Source organism: Brevibacillus nigriterrae, from assembly GCF_049846925.1.
Classification (GTDB): domain Bacteria; phylum Bacillota; class Bacilli; order Brevibacillales; family Brevibacillaceae; genus Brevibacillus_H.
Map to the genome: position 1 here is coordinate 38,237 of NZ_JBNCMT010000024.1, position 20,251 is coordinate 58,487.

The following is a 20,251-nucleotide window of genomic DNA, read 5'->3' on the forward strand; positions in this document are numbered from 1 at the left end:
CTCTCTGATCTTTTTATTGGAACGGACTTATCGTTCTTCCCTGCCAATGATTTCTCTCATGTTTTCAAGAAGCTGATCTTTCAATTCTGGCCGCTGCAATGCAAAATGAATCGTGGTTTTGATATATTCCAATTTATCCCCGACGTCGTACAGTTTTCCTTGGAACTGGTAGGCATACACGGGTTCAACTTCTGTTAATTTGCATATGGCATCTGTTAATTGAATTTCATTGCCTGCGGTAGGTCTTTGCTCTTCCAATATGTCAAAAATAGTAGGTGTCAATATGTATCTACCAATAATCGCCATGGTGGATGGAGCTGTGTCACGAGTCGGCTTCTCTACAAGGTTATGAACACGATAAGTGGATGAGGTGAATTGTTCTCCATCGACAATACCGTATTTGGATACCTCGTCTTCCGGCACGTTCTGAATTCCGATAATCGAGCTGCCAAAATCATCATTAATACTCATTAAATCTTGCAAGCACGGTTGTTCCACGATGACATCGCCGAGCAATATCGAAAACGGTTCATTGCCAATAAATTTGCGTGCACACCAGACAGCATGACCAAGTCCAAGCGGTTCTTTTTGCCGTACATAATGTATGTCAATTAATTGTGAAATTCGTTTAATCTCTTTTAAATCTTCCCACTTTCCTTTTACCGTCAACAACTTCTCCAGCTCCATCGACTGATCGAAGTGATCTTCTATTGCCCGTTTTCCTTTACCCGTAACAATAATAATATCTTCAATTCCCGCTTCTATAGCTTCTTCAACAATATACTGAATCGTAGGCTTATCTACGATGGGTAACATTTCTTTTGGCATCGCTTTTGTGCAAGGCAAGAACCTCGTACCTAACCCGGCTGCTGGAATGATTGCTTTACGGACTCTTGACATCCTGATTTCCTCCCATTTTTTAGTTTGCATTCTTTGCCGTCTTATTCAGAACGATACCCCAGCTTGCTGCATTGATTTTTTTTAACTGGGCAAGCGCCTGGACGAGTTGATCAGACGAGGTTTTGTTCGCTTCAACGACAATCACACTTCCATCCGACAAGGAAGCTAACTCTTTGGGTTCGGCAAAGGGAAGAATCGGTGGGCCATCGAAAAGAATGATGTCGTATTGTTGTTTCAAATGCTCCAAAAGAGATTTCATTGTCTCATAATAGAGCAGCTCTGATGAACTAGTGGTCAGAGGACCTGATGGGATCACTTGCAAATGGTGAAACGTGGTGGGATGAATAATCTCTTCAGGGCTGATCTGCTGTGACAAATAACTGGATAGGCCTTTGTCATTGGAAATGCCAAAAAACTCATGGCCAACCGGGTTCCTGAAATTCGCATCTATATAGATCGTTTTTTTCTTGATTTGGGCAAGAGAGATAGCCAAATGTACAGCAGCAAAAGATTTACCCTCTCTTGCTTGTGGACTCGTGATGAGTATGGTCTTCACTGTATCTTGATCATGTGCTAACAGCAGGTTTGTACGGATGTGGCGAAATGCTTCTGTGAAAATCGCACTTTTTTCTGATATAGAAGCATTGGTTAATTTGGACCAACGGTAGCTTCTTAGCTTGGGAACTGACCCCAGAACGGGAAGACCGCATTTTTCTTCAATTTTTTCTTCAATCCTCAGTTTTGAATCAAGGTGATGACGTAGGAATGCCAGACCGATGGAAAGCAACAGTCCCATGATAAAGGCTACGATTGTTGTCAGAACAGGCTTTGGACGCACAATGACAGGGAATGCGTTGACCTTTGCTTCCGTCAGGATTTGGACATTGTGCAAGCTCATCAGTGTAATAATTTCTTCTTTAAACGTCGATGCCAAAGTATTTGCAATTCGTACGGCATTTTCCTGACTGGTATCCTCCACGGTAATCGAAATGACTTGAGAGTTAACGACCGGCTTTACCTTGATTTTTTTCTTGAGCTCCTCCATTTCCGGTTCTCCCACTTTGTTTGCGACCAACTCAAGAATACGTGGGCTGGTGAAAATAACGAGATATGTTTCAATCAATTTCAGGTTGGTATCAATATCTCCTGTTACAAATGGAGTAGCTCGTGAAGTGTTTTCATGATCGCTAACCAGTATTTCTGCTTTTGCCTGGTACACTGGCGGGATCACAAAGATCGTAAGGACTGCACTAAGCAAGGTGATACCTAGCGTTACAAGAAGAATAAAAGGTAATTGTCTTCGAAAAACCCGCATGGTAACCCGGATGTCGATGATCGTCGTCTCCACTGTTTCCGCCCCCCTTCAAAGTCCCCTCCCCGCCGTTTCTTTCCACATGGGTTGGTGGTACCTGGGGACCAGCTTATACAGATAGAAAAGAATCTCATCTGACAATTCAAGCGAATGGCAATCTTCCATATTCGATTCCATCTTTGTCAGAATTGATGAAACCTCATCGTAGGACAAATCTGCAGGCTTGCCAATAAAGATACGATCGTATGTGGTTGCCGCAACGCCCTCTTCTTCCGTTAAAATTTCTTCATACAGCTTTTCGCCCGGGCGAATTCCGGTGTAAATGATTTTAATATCTTTATTGGGCTCCAACCCTGATAAACGAATCAGATCATTGGCCAGATCATCGATTTTAACGGGAGAGCCCATATCCAGAATAAAAATCTCTCCCCCTTTTGCGTAGGCTCCGGCTTTGATTACCAGTTGTACAGCCTCTGGTATTGTCATGAAAAACCGGACCATATCGGGATGTGTGACAGTGACTGGACCGCCTTTTTCAATCTGTTGCTTGAATAATGGAATGACACTGCCTCGACTGCCCAAGACGTTTCCAAACCGAACAGCAACGAACTTCGTCATACTCATTTTTCCAATGCTTTGAACGATCAGCTCAGAAATTCGTTTGGTCACTCCCATAATGCTGGTAGGATTTACAGCCTTGTCTGTCGATACTAGAACGAATGTTTCCACCCCATTCAGATGGGCACATTCAGCGATATTGCGTGTGCCAAATACGTTGTTCTTAATTGCTTCTAGCGGATTTTTTTCCATCAAAGGCACATGCTTGTATGCTGCAGCATGAAACACCACCTGTGGCTGGAAAAATGCAAACACATCCTCCATCCGTTTGCGATCCTTAATATCTGCTATGATGCTGTGAAGAAGCGTTCCATTGCTCGTCTGCATCAGTTCATTTTCGATAGTGTAAATGCTGTTTTCGCCATGTCCCAGAAGAAGCACAATCCTTGGTTGCAAAAGAAGAATCTGGCGGCACAGCTCTGAACCGATCGATCCGCCAGCACCAGTCACCAAGATAACTTTTTCCCGAATCAGACTGTGCATTTCCTTTAAATTGTCAGGCTGGATGGGGTCTCGACCAAGCAAATCCTCCACGCGTACATCTCGTAGCATGCTAATCTTAACTCTTCCTTGAATGACATCCTTGATTCGAGGCAAGATTTTGATTTCTGCTTTGGTTTCCTTGCAAATCGTAATAATCTGGGCGATCTCTTCCCGTTTAACAGATGGCATGGCAATGATGATGGTATCGATTGCCAGCCTGTGCACCTGTTCAATAATATTTCTCCTCGTCCCAACAACAGGAATGCCAAAAATAATCACCTTTTGCTTGCCAGGATCATCATCGATAAATGCGATTGGATAGGATTGTGTATCTTCTGCGCTCATTAGTTCTTTGGCTACCAAACTTCCCGCATGTCCTGCTCCAATTATCATTACTTTTTGATGATGCGGCTGGATCTTTGAAGTCGTATCATTCTTGAAGCGTCTGAGGAATCGGGAACCACCGATACTCATAATCAAAAGGATCCAACAAAGGCCGAATATCGAGTGTGGGATTCTAACATTCTCCACAAATGAGGCAATCACTTTATACATCAACAAATCCAAACAAATAGATATGGTGATCAGCTTAACAATCAGGATCAAATCTCTCAGCGTCACATATCTCCAAGTACGCAAGTGTAATTTGAAAGAACCAAACAAACTCATCGTGGTCATCCAGATGAGTAAGAAACATAGTGGAATGCTGAATAGATAGTGTTCGGGAATTTGTGCTTCGAAACGCAAGATGTAACTAAGAATGACAGTGCAAAGAATGAGAGCTGAGTCAATGGTTACAACAAGAAATGTCCTTTTGTAATAGCTCATGTTTCCTCCCTCACTCTCACCTGAAAATCAAGTCAACAAACCTTCTGATTCAGTTCTCTTGCCTTGGAAATGGAGACAGTCATCACCCATGTCATCAGGAACCAAAAAATCGGTTGACGAAGTACGTAATGGAAAAAGCTGAACTGAAAGATCATCAGTAGTGATACCAATAAATACAGTTGATTTGCCCTCCAACAGACATAAGTCCAGTACACATAAAGAGCGACCAATACCAAAACACCCAATATTCCTGCACTGCCACCCCAGTCAATTAGTGTGTTGTGAGCCTCAAACCCCTCGAATGGACCTCCCCTTCCCGAGTGGGCTCCTGGCCCTGCCCCGAATAAAGGAGAAGCAGCAATAGCCGAAAGCCCATTTCCCCACAAGAGAAATCGAAGCGAGCCTTGGTGCCCGTCATTATAGATGGATTCCACTTGGCTCATCACTGGCTGGTACAAAAGGATGCATACAGTGGAAGCAACAACGATTACCAACAGATATCGTACCCATCTGGCAACCACGGAGGTCTTTGGGAGCAAAGGGGTTTGTTCCTTACCCATAATCAATCGCACGGTCACATACAATGAAATGCTCGATATCGATGAAATCAGCAGTGAATCACTTTTGGTGGACCAACCGACCCATGCCAAGCAGACAACCATAATGAAATAGCCAATTTTTCGAATCATATCAGAGGTTGTCAAAAGGTAATATCCACAGATCCATAGCGAAACGGTGATATGCAAAGCCAATTGATTCGGATTCGTGGACCAGCCTGTGAATCGGTCCCAGTACCAAAAGGAAATCGGTCCCAGACTTGATGTCAACTGGGCAAGCAGATAAATAAAAATCAGAATCATGAATGAAAAAATGAGAAACCATTTTGCTGCTACTTTCATGTACAAGGATGGCGGGTGAATCATCGACAGCGTGATAAACAGCACTGAAATGAACAAATAGGCAGTGATATCATGGAAGCCAGTTGTATCCCACAGCCCTTCTGCAATGCCTATCCAGAAGCCGATCAATAAAAAGAGGAATGATAAATACCAGAAGCCGCAGGTCCATCTGGTTACTGTTGTTATCGAAATGTGCTCTATTCTAATGAACTCAAACGGAATCAGTAATAACCAACTGACCAGAAGTAGCTCCCCTACACCAATCGGCAAGCCTGAGAGTCGCAATTGCGTAGCTGAGGTGAACGTCAAAGCCAACGCAAACAGGATAGCCGTCAGATACGAGAAGAGTTTCATGGCGTAACCACCTGTTGATGCCGCTCAAACCATGCTTGAAACATCAGAACAGCCCACAGATCATTGTGCCAATCTCTTTTCCCCTGAATATGTTCGGCCCACTTGGTACGAATGGGTTTTGGATCAAAAAAACCATCTCTTTGCAGTTTTCCCTCATCCAACAAATCTTCTGCCCATTCCCGCAGTGGCCCTCTCAACCATCTTCCAATCGGTACGGAAAATCCAGTCTTCGGTCGATTAATCAATTTCTCAGGGACGTATTTATATAAAATTTGTCGTAAAATCCATTTCCCAATCCCTTCTCTGATTTTCATTTCAATCGGGAGACTCCACGCAAATTCAACAATTCGGTGATCCAAAAAGGGAGCTCTTGATTCCAGACTGACATTCATGCTCGCCCGGTCCACTTTTACGAGAATATGGTCGGGTAAATAGCTGATCAAATCCATTACCATCATTTTTTCGGAAGGATTCGTCACTCGGACCCAATCTTGGTCATTAATGATTGCAGATTGTAATGGCTTGCTAGCTCCTTGCACAATTCCGTTACCATCCTTCCAGTTGGAAACAAGATTCACATAGATGGAATTCAGGGAGTCTTCTGTCAAAATCGCCGCCAGTTTCGTTACTTTTTCTCCAGGAAGGGTCACATTCCATGACAACGGAAGAATGGGTGACAATTTGTTATACACCACGTTCCATAACTCCTGTGGTACCATTTTCATCCCGGCTGCTGTTGCATGACGTACGCCTTTGGGAATTCGATTCACTTTTTCCCAGATTCGATTTCCCCACAAATGGCGATTATAGCCTCCAAACAATTCATCTCCGCCGTCCCCTGACAAACTGACCGTGACCGATTGACGAGCTAGCCTGGAAACTAAAAACGTAGGGATGATCGAGGTTGCCGAGAAAGGTTCATCGCTGATATGGGCAATATGTGGTATGACATCCATCAGTTCCTGATGATTGATATACAGTTCCGTATGATCTGTTCTCAGATGTTCTACAATTCGTTTGGCAAAAATCGCTTCGTTATAATCCTCATCGGTAAAGCCAATGGTGAAAGTTTTGATTGGCTTCGAATGGAGGGATTGCATCATGGCGACAATGCTCGTTGAATCCACACCTCCTGAGAAAAAAGCACCGATGGGAACATCAGCGATCATTTGCTGACGTATCGATTGCTGCATCAACGCTTCCAACTGAAGAATTGCTTCGCCTTCATCTATTGTTTCAAGGCCAGCCTGGCGTTTCTCAAGAATTGAATGAATACTCCAGTAGACGGTCGGTTCAGGTACTGTTTGATCGATGATTGATACTTGCAAATACGTTCCAGGCGGCAATTTTTTTATGTGCTGATAAATCGTTTGCGGACTCGGAACGTAATTGTAGCGAATATAGCTGGCAATCGCATCCCGATCAATCGTTCCTTTAAAGCCGGGGAAAACCTGAAATGCCTTGATCTCGGAAGCAAAGATGAAATTCTCTCCGACAAAACCGTAATAAAGTGGCTTTTCTCCCATGCGATCACGAATCAGTGTAAATGTTGCTTCTTTACGATCAAACAGGGCGATGGCAAACATGCCTACGAATCGTTGGATTGACTGGTCAATCCCCCATGCCTCAAAACAGGCCAAAATGATTTCTGTATCAGAATGCCCCTTGCGTTGGTAGCCCAAAGAGTCCAATTCACGGGCAAGCTGCTGATGATTATAAACTTCTCCGTTGTAGATCATGACGTACCGTCCGTTCTGGGAAACGATTGGTTGATGGCCATTGCTGGAAAGATCAATAATTGATAAGCGCCTGTGCCCCAGTCCAATCCCCAGGCTCTCATCGACCCAATATCCTTCTCCGTCTGGCCCACGATAATTGATGGCGTCTGTCATCTGTTTCAGTACGGCAGTCAGACTACTATTTGAGAAGGTTTTGTTGTAATTCACGATCCCTGCGAAACCGCACATCTCGCCAACCCCTTATCCCGTATTCCTGCGTAGAGTGATCGTTCGCAACACTCTGTCTCTGACACCAGCTACATTCAGGAGCAATATTGATCCCCCATAGACGATGATTCCGCAGATGATTTGCCCGACCAACCACCATAGTCCGATTTTTGTACTGATAGGCAGAATACTCAGGATCATGGCTAGCGAAGCGAGACATATTTTTCCTGCCTCACGAAACGGTATGGGCAGTGGCAGGATTCTATGCCCGAGATACCAACTGAGGATAGCAGCAACCAAATAGGCTACAAAAGTGGCTGCGGCACACCCCATAATGCCCCATCGTGGAATCCAGAACAGATTCAGGCTAATCGTAAGCACAGCAGCAATTAAAACGGGCCAGATTTGTGGAAGTGTTTTTTGCCCCAGTTGAAAAGATAAATCAAAATAGAAGGTTTTTAAGCCTTGGAGAAAGGTTGATAAGGCAATCCACGGCATGATAGTAGTTGCGATCGGAGAATAGGTGTTGCCCAACAGTACAGTTGAAATGTTCGTAGCAAGGAGAATGATACCGAACGTAGCTGGAATGGAAATTAACAGGAGGAGAATGATATTTTGTTCAAGTCTTTGTTGTACCTGAATGGTTGAGTTTGCCTCCATTGCTTTTATGACCAAAGGAAATGCAGCAAGGTTGACAATCAACATCAATAAATACAAGCTTTGTTGTGTAATATCATCAGCAACAGCAAACATGCCTGTAGCCTCTGTACCCTGTAACCACCCCAGCAGAATTCGGTCAACGTTGTTAATAAGTGACCCCATGGCAGCAGTTACAATCAACGGCATTCCATAAGACAAGTATTGGGCTGCCAGACGCCGATCCCATTTCTTGATTCGTATTTCTCGCCAATACGGATTGGGAAAGATGAGTAGTGAAATGGATATCCCGACGATTAGGCCAAGCAAAATTCCTGTCGTTTGAAGTCCTGCAAAAATAAACAGGCAAGCAAATAACAGTGAAAGCGATACTTTCAAAAGAGATTGCCAGCCATACTGATTCGGCATAAGCTGTGATCGAAAGATTTCCTGATTCAATTCAGAAAGGGATAACAGCCAGAGTGTTGCCCCTCCAAGTAAGACCAGTTCCCCGTAATCAGCTAGACGAGTACTCGTCATCATTGCTGGAATGACCATCAAAGCAATGAGCATCATCACAATGATCGTCATAACAGCAAATGTACTCATTACGGTGCTACGATTTTCAGTGGTTGTACCTGGTATAAAACGGGCGACAGACATGTTGATCCACCGAAAGCCAAACGCTTGTGCCAACCACACAGAAGAAAGGACGATAGAAGCGATACCATATTCTTCGGGCGTTAATAAACGGGAGTAAATCAAAATGGCAGCAAAACTGACGACCCCCGTACCACCACGTGTAAGAAAATAGAGAATGGTGTGTTTAATCAGCATAAAAATTCTGATGATTACTAGTAATATGCAGAACCTGCTCTATGACATAATCCACTTCTTCTTCCGTTAAACCAGGGTACAACGGAAGAGAAATAGCTGATTGGAATGCTTTCCATGACTCAGGATAATCCTCGATTTTGTATCCGAGGTTCCGGTAGTATGGATGACATGGAACCGGAATAAAATGAACACTCGTACCGACCCCTGCTTCCCGAAGTCTATCAATAAATTCATTGCGAGTTATGGTAAGCCTGTTTTCATTTAGCCGTATAACATACAAGTGCCATGCGTGACGATGCTCGGTGGAGTCATACGGTACGATCAATTCTTCCCGGTCACGGAAGGCTTCCGTATACCGATCAGCCCATTTTTTACGCAAAAATTGCATCTGCTCAAGCTTTCTCAATTGGGCCAACCCCAATGATGCTTGTATATCAGTCATATTATATTTATAGCCGGGATATTCCACTTCGTAGTACCATGACCCCTTTTCTGAATAACGATTCCACGCATTCTTGCTCATTCCGTGCAAAGAGCGGATGCGAATTTTCTCCGCCAATTCCTCATCTGCGGTTGTAACTGCTCCCCCTTCTCCCATCGCCAGATTTTTGGTCGCATAGAAGCTAAAGCAGGTCAAGTGACCAATACTTCCTACCGGTTTCGCATTATACTTCGTGTAAACGGCATGTGCGGCATCTTCGATCACAAATAGCTTATATTGATCGGCTATTGCCATAATGCGATCCATTTCACAAGGAAATCCGGCAAAATGTACGGGGATGATTGCTTTTGTTCGTTCCGTAATTCTCGATTCTATCTTCTCACAGTCTATGTTCAGCGTAACCGGATCAATATCGACAAAAACAGGCGTAGCACCACAGTGGATAATGGAGTTTACCGTTGAAACGAAAGTATAAGGAGTCGTGATCACTTCATCTCCGGGACCGATTCCTGATGCTGACAAGGACAAGTAAAGTCCAGCAGTACACGAGTGCAAGCCGATTGCAAATGGGCTATCTACACTTCTGGCGAATTCAGCTTCGAATTCGATCGTACGAGCCCCTCTACTGAGCCACTTAGAACGAATTGCTGCCGCTACTTCTTCAATTTCTTCTTCCCCGGTAAAAGGAAGGGAATAGGGAATTTTCATTTGCAACAATCCCTTTCATCCGGAATCCATTTCATTTGGAACTACTAGTCAATGAGATATTTACACTTTATTCAGGCGATACTGTTTCATGTGGAGATAATAAAAAAAATGAAAAATTTCATATTTTATCAAGAGAGACAATATTGTATATGGCAAACACATGAAAGTCTGGGGTGAACAGACCAAGGAGTTGATCTTATCAATATGACAGATCAATCAGGTGTTCAAGGACTTGTAATTGAATTTCTTGGTTTACCCGGAGCTGGCAAAACGACGCTTACAACGAAGCTCACTCCACTCTTGCAGGAACTGGGAATTGCTATACATGAGCCTTCTTTCAAGCGTCGTAATGGGAAGTCGGGAAAGCGGATTCTTGTCAAACTTCATATGGTTATTACCGAACTTATCTTTCATTTTCGATTTACCTTGCTCTCCATCTGTTATATCTTGATGTCCAAACAAACATCCTGGAGAGATACTTTTACCACCTGTTTCAATTGGCTGTTTTGTGCAGGGATCATTCGTCAGAACAGTCTGCACACAAAACCAATCCTGCTAGACCAAGGCATTTTCCAGGCATTATGGTCCATCCGTTATTCCTGTCTTTATGAACCTGTGTCTTTGGAACTTCTCTTAAATTCGTTGATTTGCATGCCATTTATCGTTGTTGTACTAAACACAGATCCAACAATCATTCGCAAACGCTTGCACGAACGCCCCGGCTCATCCAGCAGGCTGGAGAAAAAACTGGAACAGGGAGACAATGTAGAATTAACATTTCAAAGAGCCATTACATCCTTCGAAAAAACAAAAGAAACGTTAAAAAAATGTGCGAAAATCAATCGGAATTTACTGATCATTGAAATCGGAGAAGAAGAGCTGGATCTGGATTTGAATGCACTGACAATCTCTCAGGTAATTGAGCGGTTATATGCAAGTTCACCTTATGTAGAGGGGAGTATTCCAGATGGGCAAACGATTGTTTGACCTCACATTTGCAATCACGTTTCTGTTGATCTGCTCCCCCCTCTTTCTTTTTGCCCTTTTCGGGATTCGATTGACAAGCCCTGGTCCCATTTTCTACCTGGCAAAGCGTATCGGTTTCCAAGGTAACGTATTTACAATGTACAAATTCAGAACAATGCATCAAAAGCAAGCTGAGAACGCTAGCAAGCTTACGCTGAATAATGACCCGCGAATTTTTCCCTTTGGATCTTTATTGCGAAAAAGCAAGATTGATGAACTGCCACAATTCCTGCATATCCTTGGGGGGACGATGTCGGTTGTTGGTCCACGACCAGAGGACCCCGAGATTTATGCTCGCTACTTCAAGGAGTATCATCGGGAACTCTACTCCATAAAGCCTGGCTTGTTCAGTCCAGCGAGTATTTACGAATATACGCACGGGTCAAAGTATCTGCACGATCATCAACTGGAGAAATCCTATGAAAACTATCTTGATATAAAAGTTGCCCTGGACCTCGTGTATATCAAAAACAGAACTCTTTGGTATGATGTGCGATTATTGTTTCGTTGTGCATGGACAATTTTGCTTGTCCTGCTTGGCAAATCTCACTTTCCCGATCCTCCCGAGTTGAGAATGATCGATATTGACAATCAGAAGCGGTTCCTGGAATCGATCAATGGATAATCGTCTTGAAACATGACATCTTGCTTTTGAGCCCATCGATTCATTTGTTCGTACATATGAATGGCTGGACTCTTTAAAAACAGATAGGTTAATTCATTTTCTTTGATTAAATGATAGAGTGATGATTGATATCTAATCGCATAATCCCCCACCTTGTCCTGGTTGACATCAAGTAACGGGAAGCTGCTTCCCCAATAGTTGCCCTTCCCGTCTTCACTCCACGAATTTTTTGATTTCCCACCAATCGTGAGTACAGGTGTGATGTTATTTAGAAATCGATTCTGTACGAAAGTTTGATTGTTTGCGCTTGCCCACAATTCAATACCGATATGATTATTCATAAACTGATTATCGATCACACGTCCGTTAAACGAGTTGTCAATATAGATTCCTCGCAGATTATGGAGGAACCGGTTTCCCCTTATTTGGATATCTTCTCCTTCCTGCATTAAGATACCAAACGCTTGACTTCCTTTATGAAGGGAAAAGTCATTCTGATTAAGCTGGATATGCTTGGAGACCATTATCGCTGCTCCGCCACTATTGTTGTGGAAGCGGTTTTGAGATATCCGGTTTTCATTTGAGTACATAAAATGCAAACCATATCTGGTTTTGGTTACATCATTTTGGTCAATCGTGTTATTGTCTGAAAAATACAAGTACATTCCGTCTCTTGTATCTCTGATGGCATTTTGTCTAATTTGATTGCCATGGGAGTAATACAGATGAATGCCGTTTCCCTGTCCTGCAATTTCATTTCCGCCATGCCCTACTACCTGAATCCTTTCGATCTGATTATTGTTTGCCTTAAACAAGCTGATCCCATGAAAGGAATCGGTTATTGTCACATCTCTTATCACATTGTTCGCAGCGCCAATCACACGAATGCCTGCATATTCCTCCATCGAATTTCGATCCATGCTTCCATGCTCGACACGTACATTTTGAATGGTTACCCCGGATGATCTGATCGTGATGACATGATTTGTACGATCGCCACGAATTACTGTATTAGTTTTGCCTTGCAATGTGATTGGTTTTGTAATCACGATATTTCCCTCGTACGTCTTTTCTTCCAACTGGATCACGCTTTTTTCAGGTGATCGATCAATGATTTGCTGCAAGGATTCTTCTCCTTGCACAATACCTGGACAACCTGTTACCAAAGCAAATCCCATCAGTAAGAAACAGAAGAATTTCATAACGATCCCCCTTTGTACTTAGTATGGACAACCAGAACTGCCTTGCATGCTATGTCTGCTGCATACTTTTCCGTATATTTTCCAAAGACCACGGGCAGAATTATACAGAAATTACGGTACTTGACGATAAGGGGGTTCTCATTTTGGGTTCCAGAAATAACTTTGTCCTCTTTTTATTAAGCTTTGTTATCGCTTTAGGCGGAGGGTATTTATATTTTAAACCTACTAATACTGGCAACGTTGCCCAGCCTCCAGCTCCTGCACAACCAGCACAGCCACAAACCCAGGAGCCATCAAAACCGGAGCAAACACCAGAAACAGCAGAGGAAGGACGAATTTTCGTTCAGCGTGGATGTATTTCTTGTCACAGTATTTCCGCGCTTAAAATTCAGGGAGGTGCAACAGGCCCTGACCTTTCGAAAGCATTCGAAAATGTGGAAGGCAAACACGGAGTTCCTCTCGAGCAATTTTTAAGGAAACCTACTTCCGCAGTTATGTCAAGTGTGCTTGGATCCAATCCACTTACGGATGAAGAACTGAAAGCGATACTTGCAGGACTGGAAGCAGCATCAAAACAGCCATAACATCTTGGGAGGTCACCTTATGATGAGTAAAGTACTGTCAATTGGCGCAGGGTTAGCCCTAGGGGTTGTTGCTTCTGCTGTCTTCTTTGGTAATTTTTCTCCAAAACCAGGCGGTGCGGCAGGTAATAACACTGCTGCAGCCTCCAGCGCTGCCCAAAAAGTCTATGTTCCTTTTGGTCAAAAGGATGAATATTATTTGTTTGCCTCTGGTGGACACTCCGGACAACTTTTTGTCTATGGAATCCCCTCCATGAGACGCATACGGACAGTTCCACTCTTTGGATACGATTCAGCGACTGGTCATGGGTGGGACAAGCATTCGAAGGATCAAATGGGTGGCTTTAGCTGGGGAGATTTCCATCATCCGGCTTTCTCGGAGACTGCTGGTGAATATGACGGAAAGTATATGTTTGCAACGGATGTGGCAAACAACAGAGCGGCTGTCATGGATTTAAGCACGTTTGAAGTCGCTGATATGCTCCACGTGCCGAATACTGGCGGTCCACACTGTGCCGCATTTATAACACAGAATTCGGAGTATCTGTTCTTGCCGACTCGTTTCCCGATTCCACTCGGTCATGCTTATGCACCTTTAGAAGAGTTTTCTACCCGATATAAGGGTGTAATGTCAGCAGTAACCTTTAATGAAAGCACCAAAAAGCTACAATTAGCTTATCAACTGATGCTCCCTCCTTGGTCATTTGACCTCTCTGATGCGGGCAAAAAAGTATCGGGAGATTGGGCAGTAATGACTTCGTACAATACAGAAGAAGCTACAACCGAATGGGAAATCAACGCATCACAAAAAGAACGTGACTACGTCGTTCTGTTCAACTGGAAAGAGCTTGAGAAAATGGCAAATACGCCAGGTCAGCATGATGTAATTGACGGCGTAAAAATGATTGACCCTTCCAAACATAAAGGGGCCGTCTATCTGGTTCCATGCGCCAAATCTCCACACGGCGTTGACGTGACTCCCGACGGACGCAGATTCATAGCTTCCGGTAAGCTTGCACCTGCTATGACGGTTTTCTCATTTGAAAAAGCATTTGATGCTGTGAAAAGCCAAAAATTTGCGGGAGATTTCAATGGAATTCCAATCCTTGATTACAATTCTGTCATGGAGAGGGAAGTGAATCCTCCTAACGCTCTTGGCCCACTTCATACGCAATTTGACGACAAAGGCTTTGCCTATACAACCATGTTTATTTCTTCTGAAGTGGTGAAATGGAGTCCTGATAATGGTGAGGTTGCTGATCGCATTGCTGTTCAATACTCTCCTGGTCATTTAGTCGCTGCTGAGGGTGATTCTGTCAGTCCCGATGGGAAATATCTCGTTTCGCTTAATAAAATTGCCAAAGACAGTTATCTATCTGTTGGCCCCTCCCATCCAGAATCCATGCAGTTGATCGATCTGACCGGACCCAAAATGGAAATAATCTTTTCATCACCCGTTGATCCAGAGCCACACTATGCGCAGATCATCAAAGCTGACAAGCTGAAGCCGGTTGTAGTCTTTCCGAAAGATGAAGCGAGAGCCGGAAGTGTGTGGGATCAGAAGAAAGCACGAGTGGAACGAAGCGGAAATGTCGTGAACATTTATGGAACCGCCATGCGATCCAAGTTCATCTTTGATGCGACTTCTCCACGAAAAGACGTAGTCACCGTGCGTCAAGGTGATCGTGTCGCCTTCCACCTAACGAACATTGATCTCGATCAGGATATAACTCATGGTTTCGGGATCAACGCCTATAATCAGACGATGGAGGTTCAGCCAGGACAGACGAAAACCATTGAATTCGTCGCCGACAAAGCTGGCAGCTTCCCCATATATTGCACCAACTTCTGCTCTGCCCTACACCAAGAGATGATGGGATACTTACTGGTGCAGCCACGATAGTAGTTATTGGAAAGACTGTTGAGCTTACAATCAACAGTCTTTTACTTTTGAATGATGTTGTCATGTGGAGGAAACCCTATCTTGTGAGGATGGTGAGATGAATGTCAACCAACAAGCTCTCTGTTCCTTCCATGATTTCCATCGTGTTGGCTGCACTGCTTATAGCCGGCTCCATTTTCTTACCTTGGTGGGGTATGAAATTCTTTGCTCCACAATACCCAGAAGGCCTAGACATTATTGTTTATCCAAACAAATTAGCAGGCCAAATCGATATTGTAAATGGTCTCAATCATTACATTGGTATGAAGCCGTTTAGTGAAGACACATTTCCTGAACTTGATTACCTGCCTTATCTGATTGGCGGGTTGGCCGTACTGACACTGCTCGTCGCTTTTTTACGCAAGAAGTCCTTTCTGCTCGGGCTTATATTGCTTTTTGTCATCGGAGGTGCTTTGGGCATCTGGGATATGTACCGCTGGCTGGCTTCTTTTGGTACCGAGTTGGATCCTCGTGCTCCGATCAAGATTCCTCCTTTTGTTCCGCCGATCATTGGGAAAAACACACTTGCAAACTTTGTCACACACAGTTACTTCACAACCGGCGCCTATTTGATTGGTTTGGCTTTTCTACTCCTGCTCTTTCCCCTGTTTATCGATAACCGGAAAAAACAACACTAACAGGTTGCCGCATAGGTATTCATTGCTCAAAGCAAACTACTAGCAGGGAGGTTTTGATCATGAAAAAACAGCGTATGAGCAACATCGTAACTAACCTTTTCGTTCCTGTGATACTTGTTGGTCTAACTGGTTGTGCCAATTACGGTGCTCAACCGAATGTTCCAGCGCAGCCAAATCAAGCTCAGATTCAAAGTGCGCAAGTGAAGAATGCACCAATCACTCGCAATAACATGAATCCGGGTGCTCCCTCTGTTGATCAACCCTATGTGCATAATTATGATGGGACCTACAATGGAACCAGACCAAATACGTATACAGAGCAGGATGTCCGATCAGCAGAACTTCTCTCTCGTCGAGTCACACAAATTGCCAAGTCAGTATCAGGAGTAAACAGTGCCCAAGCTGTTGCTCAAGGAATTGACGTCGTCATTGGTGTTGATGCAGGTGGGCATAACCCGTCAATTGAACGGCAAGTTCATCATAAAGTGAAAGCAGCAGAGCCTGGCTATAATATTTATGTAACAACTGATCCCGATCTGCAAAATCGCGTCCGTACACTGTTTACCGCAATGACGAACGTACGGCATGGACAAATTACACACGGAATCAGCGGTATCATTTATGAGATGGGACGGAAAAGCAGATAAGAAAACCCACCCGATACAAGCTTATGCTGGCATTTGGCGGGCAACAAACTTCACCCCCCGTACATGAGCTGTGCGGGGATTCGTCTTTTTATCGCAAATGTATCACCTATAATCGGATTCGTTTTAAACGCAAGGAATTGAGTACAACAGAAATAGAACTGAGTGCCATCGCACCACCAGCAACCCAAGGAGCCAAAAAACCAAGCATGGTGACCGGAATAGCAATCGTATTGTAGGCAAGTGCCCAAAACAAATTTTGCTTGATATTGACTAGCGTCTTTTGACTAATCAAAAATGAATCGGCAACACCATGCAAATCGCCATGCATAACTAGAATGTCTGCTGCCTCTATTGCAACATCTGTTCCTGTCCCAACTGCAATGCCGATATCCGCTAACGCTAATGCCGGTGCATCATTGACACCATCACCGACCATAGCGACAACTCTGCCTCGCCGTCTCAACTGGTGAATAATACTGGCTTTCTCGGTTGGTAGGACACCAGCGTATACTTTGGAAACACCGATTTGTTTTGCTATATGTGCAGCCGTTCGTTCATTATCCCCTGTAACCATGATTACTTCTTTTCCGAGCTTTTGCAGTCGCTCAATCGCAGCTTCCGAACTGTCTTTTACGGTATCGGAAAGTGCAATCATGCCTGCGAACTGGCGATTAATGGCTACATAAATGACCGTTTTACCTGCCTGCTCATACGTATTAGCAAGTAATGCTCCCTCTTGTACAGCAATCCCATTTTCCACCATCAAGCGGTGTGATCCAATCAGCATTTCTTTTTCCATGACGGTAGCTTTCATCCCATATCCGGGCAATGCTTCACATTGGGTGATCATTGGTAATTTCAGTCGGTTGTCCGTTGCAAATTGAACGACGGCAGATGCTAATGGATGTTCAGAGCCTTTTTCAGCAGCAGCCACGAACTGTAGAAATGTGTGTTTCCCCCACTCATTTTTTGCCACGTGAACGTCTGTGACTTCCGGTTTTCCTTTCGTGATTGTACCCGTTTTATCAAAGATGACGGTATCGACCTTCTGAACAAGCTCCAGATGCTTCCCCTGTTTGAACAGAATTCCTGTTTTTGCGGCTCTGCCTGAACCGACTAAAATCGAGGTGGGAGTAGCCAATCCGAGTGCACAAGGACACGCAATAATTAGTACAGCCATTGCTCGCTCAAGAGCGATTCCGACAGTATGTGGTGTGAACAAATAAAACCAGGCGAGGAAAGTAATTGCGGCGATCGTTACGACAATCGGCACGAAAATTTCGGTCAATTCATCTGCCATTCGTTGGATGGGAGCCTTCGATGCCTGTGCCTCTTCAACTATTCGGATGATTTGGGCCAAGGCCGTGTCTTTCCCAATCCGGGTTGCTCTAGCTTTTAACATCCCGTTTTGATTCATGGTTGCACCAGTAATCAGATCTCCCGCCCGCTTTTCAACAGGGAGGCTTTCACCCGTAAATACAGATTCATCTACAAAGGAAGTTCCTTCCAATATTTGACCATCGGTGGGAACTTTTTCCCCTGGTCTGATGATAAAAATATCGCCTACCCGCAACTCATCAATCGGCACTGAGGTCATCTCTTGATTGCGAACCACCGTGACCGTTTTGGCTTGTAATTGATACAAGCTTTTGATGGCTTCCAGTGTTCTTCGCTTTGTCATGGCTTCCAACAGTTTTCCAATGAGTAAAAAGGTAATGATCAAGGCACTTGTTTCATAATACAACGTCACATCATGAGCTTCCGCATCTTTGAAGGCAAATGTCATGTAGTGGCTGTAGAAGAAAGCTGACGACGTACTGAGTATAACAAGTACATCCATATTGGCGGTGCGGTTCCGTAGCGAGTTCCAAGCCCCTTCATAAAAGGTGCGGGCAATAACGAACTGAATGGGAAAGGTGATCGCCAACTGAAAAAACGGATTAGAAAACAGATCAGGTACCCAAATAAACGAGGTAAAAGAAAAATGAGTAGCCATTGACCAGAACAATGGGATCGACAGGAGTACCGCAAAGAGGCACCGAAGCGCAAGCCCCCTTATTTCCTTTTCTTGATCCCCCTGGACATCCTGTGTCGCGTGGTATCCCAATTTCTCTATTCGCTCTTTAATCACGAATTCATTCACTGTTTCCGGATTGTATTCAACGCGAGCTCTCTCCAAGGCATAGTTCACCTGTATTACTTGTACACCCTCTACTTTCGTTACAACTTTCTCGATTCGGGTTGCACAGGCTGCACAGGTCATACCTCCAATTTGATAAGTCACATGAGCAGTTGTTGGCACGAAATACTCCCCTTTGTCGATCAACTAATGAGCTTATCCACTACCTACCATATGCCAGTCCGCTCCCTATTAGAAATGGGAATCTCCCACCGGATGGATGAATAGGCTAGTGATGGACAGTAACGTTACATTTGAGGTGAGCCGATGCGAATCGATAAATCATTTCTCCTGCGATTGATGATGATCGTAATTCCTCTCTTCATCCAATCCGCCTGTTCTTCTGCCCCAGCCGCAAAGTCCAATCAGGTGGTTACTAACGATCAGCGACATGTCATCCAAATTGATCTTCAACCGAATCCAGCCAAAATATTAAAAGAGAACATGCTGCACATCTCACTTCCAGCTTCACTTCAGCAAGAATTGAAGGAGAAGACAGTAAAAATCCAGCTTTCTATGCCGGGAATGGATCATGGAATATTGGAAGTGCAGGCAAAGCCAAACGAACAGGGCGAATATATTGCTCCTGTTACGCCTACCATGATCGGGGATTGGAAAGCTGAACTGAGTATGGAAGGAAAAACCCAGACGATTACTGCTACCTTTGATTTCGATGCCGTCCGATAATTTACCACAGCCAAGGGTTTATGCTGGGGATCCAGCCGTTTAGCACCATTCCTCGGCAAATCGAGATGACGCCAATCAAACCAGCCATAATATTGGCTACGTATAAGACTTTATTGCGCAATGCACGGCTGATCAGTTTGGAAAACAGCCCGATGAACACCAGAGCAGGCAGCGTACCGATCCCAAAAAACAGGAGAGTGAGTGTGCCCTCCAGCCAATCTCCCGTTGCTGCGGCTTTCATATGCATGGCGTAGGTCAATCCGCACGGGATAAAACCTAATAGCAGCCCGCTGATAAAAACAGGAATGACTCCTGTTTGTTTTTTGGTTCCTTCCAAAAACGAATGAATGACAGGTATTCGTATTGGGGTCCAGGCTGCGATGGGCAGAGCGTATTTACGATACACCCAGAGCAAAATAAAGAGCCCGCCCACAATGTTTGCGATCCCCTGTAACCCTACTACTTTACCTGCTGCATCGACGAACGAACCGATAAATCCCATAAATGCGCCCACAAACATGTAGGTAATGATCCGTCCACTATTGTAGGCCAGCATGGTTTGCATGACGGGTGCTGAAGATTGCAGCGTCCAGGTGCTGACGATGCCCCCACACATTCCGATACAGTGAGGTGCACTCAACAGACCCGTTAACAAGAGCAGCCCGTATTCATACACACTATTATCCATCCAAATCTCCTCCCTCTGTCCTCCTGTCTTCTTCCAATGTAAGTGAAACCTTGTCTATTTATGAATAAAAAAC

The 20,251-nt window shown here is 44.2% G+C and carries 17 protein-coding genes; 7 read left to right on the top strand and 10 right to left on the bottom strand.

Annotated elements, in window-relative coordinates:
• Positions 1 to 27: 27 nt before the first annotated feature.
• From galU to ACPW7N_RS17590, 7 genes are read right to left on the bottom strand one after another with little or no spacing between them, the layout of a single operon-like run.
• Positions 28 to 900 carry a UTP--glucose-1-phosphate uridylyltransferase GalU gene (gene galU, locus ACPW7N_RS17560; protein ID WP_425652411.1) on the bottom strand — a complete coding sequence of 291 codons (873 nt, stop codon included), beginning with the start codon at positions 898 to 900 and terminating at the stop codon, positions 28 to 30.
• A 19-nt stretch (positions 901 to 919) separates the two neighbouring features.
• Positions 920 to 2,248 (bottom strand): tyrosine-protein kinase domain-containing protein, encoded by a 1,329-nt coding sequence (locus ACPW7N_RS17565; RefSeq protein WP_425652412.1) that lies wholly within the window; start codon positions 2,246 to 2,248, stop codon positions 920 to 922.
• Between the two features lie 15 nt (positions 2,249 to 2,263).
• Complete coding sequence (locus ACPW7N_RS17570; protein WP_425652413.1) at positions 2,264 to 4,141, bottom strand: polysaccharide biosynthesis protein; 1,878 nt, start codon at positions 4,139 to 4,141, stop codon at positions 2,264 to 2,266.
• Between the two features lie 32 nt (positions 4,142 to 4,173).
• Entirely contained in the window at positions 4,174 to 5,394 is a 1,221-nt protein-coding gene (locus ACPW7N_RS17575) for an O-antigen ligase family protein (RefSeq protein ID WP_425652414.1), read from the bottom strand.
• Positions 5,391 to 7,361 (bottom strand): asparagine synthase (glutamine-hydrolyzing), encoded by a 1,971-nt coding sequence (gene asnB / locus ACPW7N_RS17580; RefSeq protein WP_425652415.1) that lies wholly within the window; start codon positions 7,359 to 7,361, stop codon positions 5,391 to 5,393. Before asnB ends, ACPW7N_RS17575 begins: the two co-directional genes overlap by 4 nt.
• A gap of 12 nt (positions 7,362 to 7,373) precedes the next feature.
• The gene (locus tag ACPW7N_RS17585) at positions 7,374 to 8,813 is read right to left on the bottom strand and encodes a lipopolysaccharide biosynthesis protein (protein WP_425652416.1); all 1,440 of its coding nucleotides are present in this window, start codon (positions 8,811 to 8,813) and stop codon (positions 7,374 to 7,376) included.
• Positions 8,803 to 9,963, bottom strand: coding sequence for a DegT/DnrJ/EryC1/StrS family aminotransferase (locus tag ACPW7N_RS17590; protein WP_425652417.1), 1,161 nt, complete (start codon positions 9,961 to 9,963; stop codon positions 8,803 to 8,805). Before ACPW7N_RS17590 ends, ACPW7N_RS17585 begins: the two co-directional genes overlap by 11 nt.
• A gap of 204 nt (positions 9,964 to 10,167) precedes the next feature.
• On the opposite strand from ACPW7N_RS17590, the gene ACPW7N_RS17595 reads away from it, so the two are divergent.
• Both ACPW7N_RS17595 and ACPW7N_RS17600 read left to right on the top strand, forming a co-directional pair.
• Complete coding sequence (locus tag ACPW7N_RS17595) at positions 10,168 to 10,950, top strand: hypothetical protein (RefSeq protein ID WP_425652418.1); 783 nt, start codon at positions 10,168 to 10,170, stop codon at positions 10,948 to 10,950.
• On the top strand, positions 10,931 to 11,614 hold the full coding sequence (locus ACPW7N_RS17600) for a sugar transferase (RefSeq protein WP_425652419.1): 684 nt from the start codon (positions 10,931 to 10,933) through the stop codon (positions 11,612 to 11,614). Before ACPW7N_RS17595 ends, ACPW7N_RS17600 begins: the two co-directional genes overlap by 20 nt.
• On the opposite strand, the gene nosD is transcribed toward ACPW7N_RS17600, so the two are convergent.
• Positions 11,581 to 12,816, bottom strand: coding sequence for a nitrous oxide reductase family maturation protein NosD (nosD, locus tag ACPW7N_RS17605; protein ID WP_425652420.1), 1,236 nt, complete (start codon positions 12,814 to 12,816; stop codon positions 11,581 to 11,583). The two genes, ACPW7N_RS17600 and nosD, sit on opposite strands and share 34 nt — an antisense overlap.
• 143 nt (positions 12,817 to 12,959) lie before the next feature.
• Between nosD and ACPW7N_RS17610 the strand changes: the two genes are divergently transcribed.
• The 4 genes from ACPW7N_RS17610 to ACPW7N_RS17625 all read left to right on the top strand — a co-directional run bounded on the left by ACPW7N_RS17610 (position 12,960) and on the right by ACPW7N_RS17625 (position 16,624).
• Positions 12,960 to 13,400, top strand: a complete 441-nt coding sequence (locus ACPW7N_RS17610; protein ID WP_425652421.1) for a c-type cytochrome — start codon at positions 12,960 to 12,962, stop codon at positions 13,398 to 13,400.
• Between the two features lie 19 nt (positions 13,401 to 13,419).
• Positions 13,420 to 15,300: a Sec-dependent nitrous-oxide reductase gene (nosZ, locus tag ACPW7N_RS17615; protein WP_425652422.1), complete on the top strand. Its 1,881-nt coding sequence runs from the start codon at positions 13,420 to 13,422 to the stop codon at positions 15,298 to 15,300.
• 101 nt (positions 15,301 to 15,401) lie between these two features.
• Complete coding sequence (locus ACPW7N_RS17620; RefSeq protein WP_425652423.1) at positions 15,402 to 15,977, top strand: basic helix-loop-helix domain-containing protein; 576 nt, start codon at positions 15,402 to 15,404, stop codon at positions 15,975 to 15,977.
• 59 nt (positions 15,978 to 16,036) lie between these two features.
• On the top strand, positions 16,037 to 16,624 hold the full coding sequence (locus tag ACPW7N_RS17625; RefSeq protein ID WP_425652424.1) for a YhcN/YlaJ family sporulation lipoprotein: 588 nt from the start codon (positions 16,037 to 16,039) through the stop codon (positions 16,622 to 16,624).
• 106 nt (positions 16,625 to 16,730) lie between these two features.
• On the opposite strand, the gene ACPW7N_RS17630 is transcribed toward ACPW7N_RS17625, so the two are convergent.
• Positions 16,731 to 18,926 (bottom strand): heavy metal translocating P-type ATPase, encoded by a 2,196-nt coding sequence (locus ACPW7N_RS17630; protein WP_425652425.1) that lies wholly within the window; start codon positions 18,924 to 18,926, stop codon positions 16,731 to 16,733.
• A gap of 144 nt (positions 18,927 to 19,070) precedes the next feature.
• Here ACPW7N_RS17630 and ACPW7N_RS17635 point away from each other — a divergent pair, with 144 nt between their 5' ends.
• A complete protein-coding gene (locus tag ACPW7N_RS17635) occupies positions 19,071 to 19,490 on the top strand; it encodes a hypothetical protein (RefSeq protein ID WP_425652426.1) in 420 nt (139 codons plus the stop codon).
• Between the two features lies 1 nt (position 19,491).
• On the opposite strand, the gene ACPW7N_RS17640 is transcribed toward ACPW7N_RS17635, so the two are convergent.
• Entirely contained in the window at positions 19,492 to 20,178 is a 687-nt protein-coding gene (locus tag ACPW7N_RS17640; RefSeq protein ID WP_425652427.1) for a sulfite exporter TauE/SafE family protein, read from the bottom strand.
• Between the last annotated feature and the right edge of the window lie 73 nt (positions 20,179 to 20,251).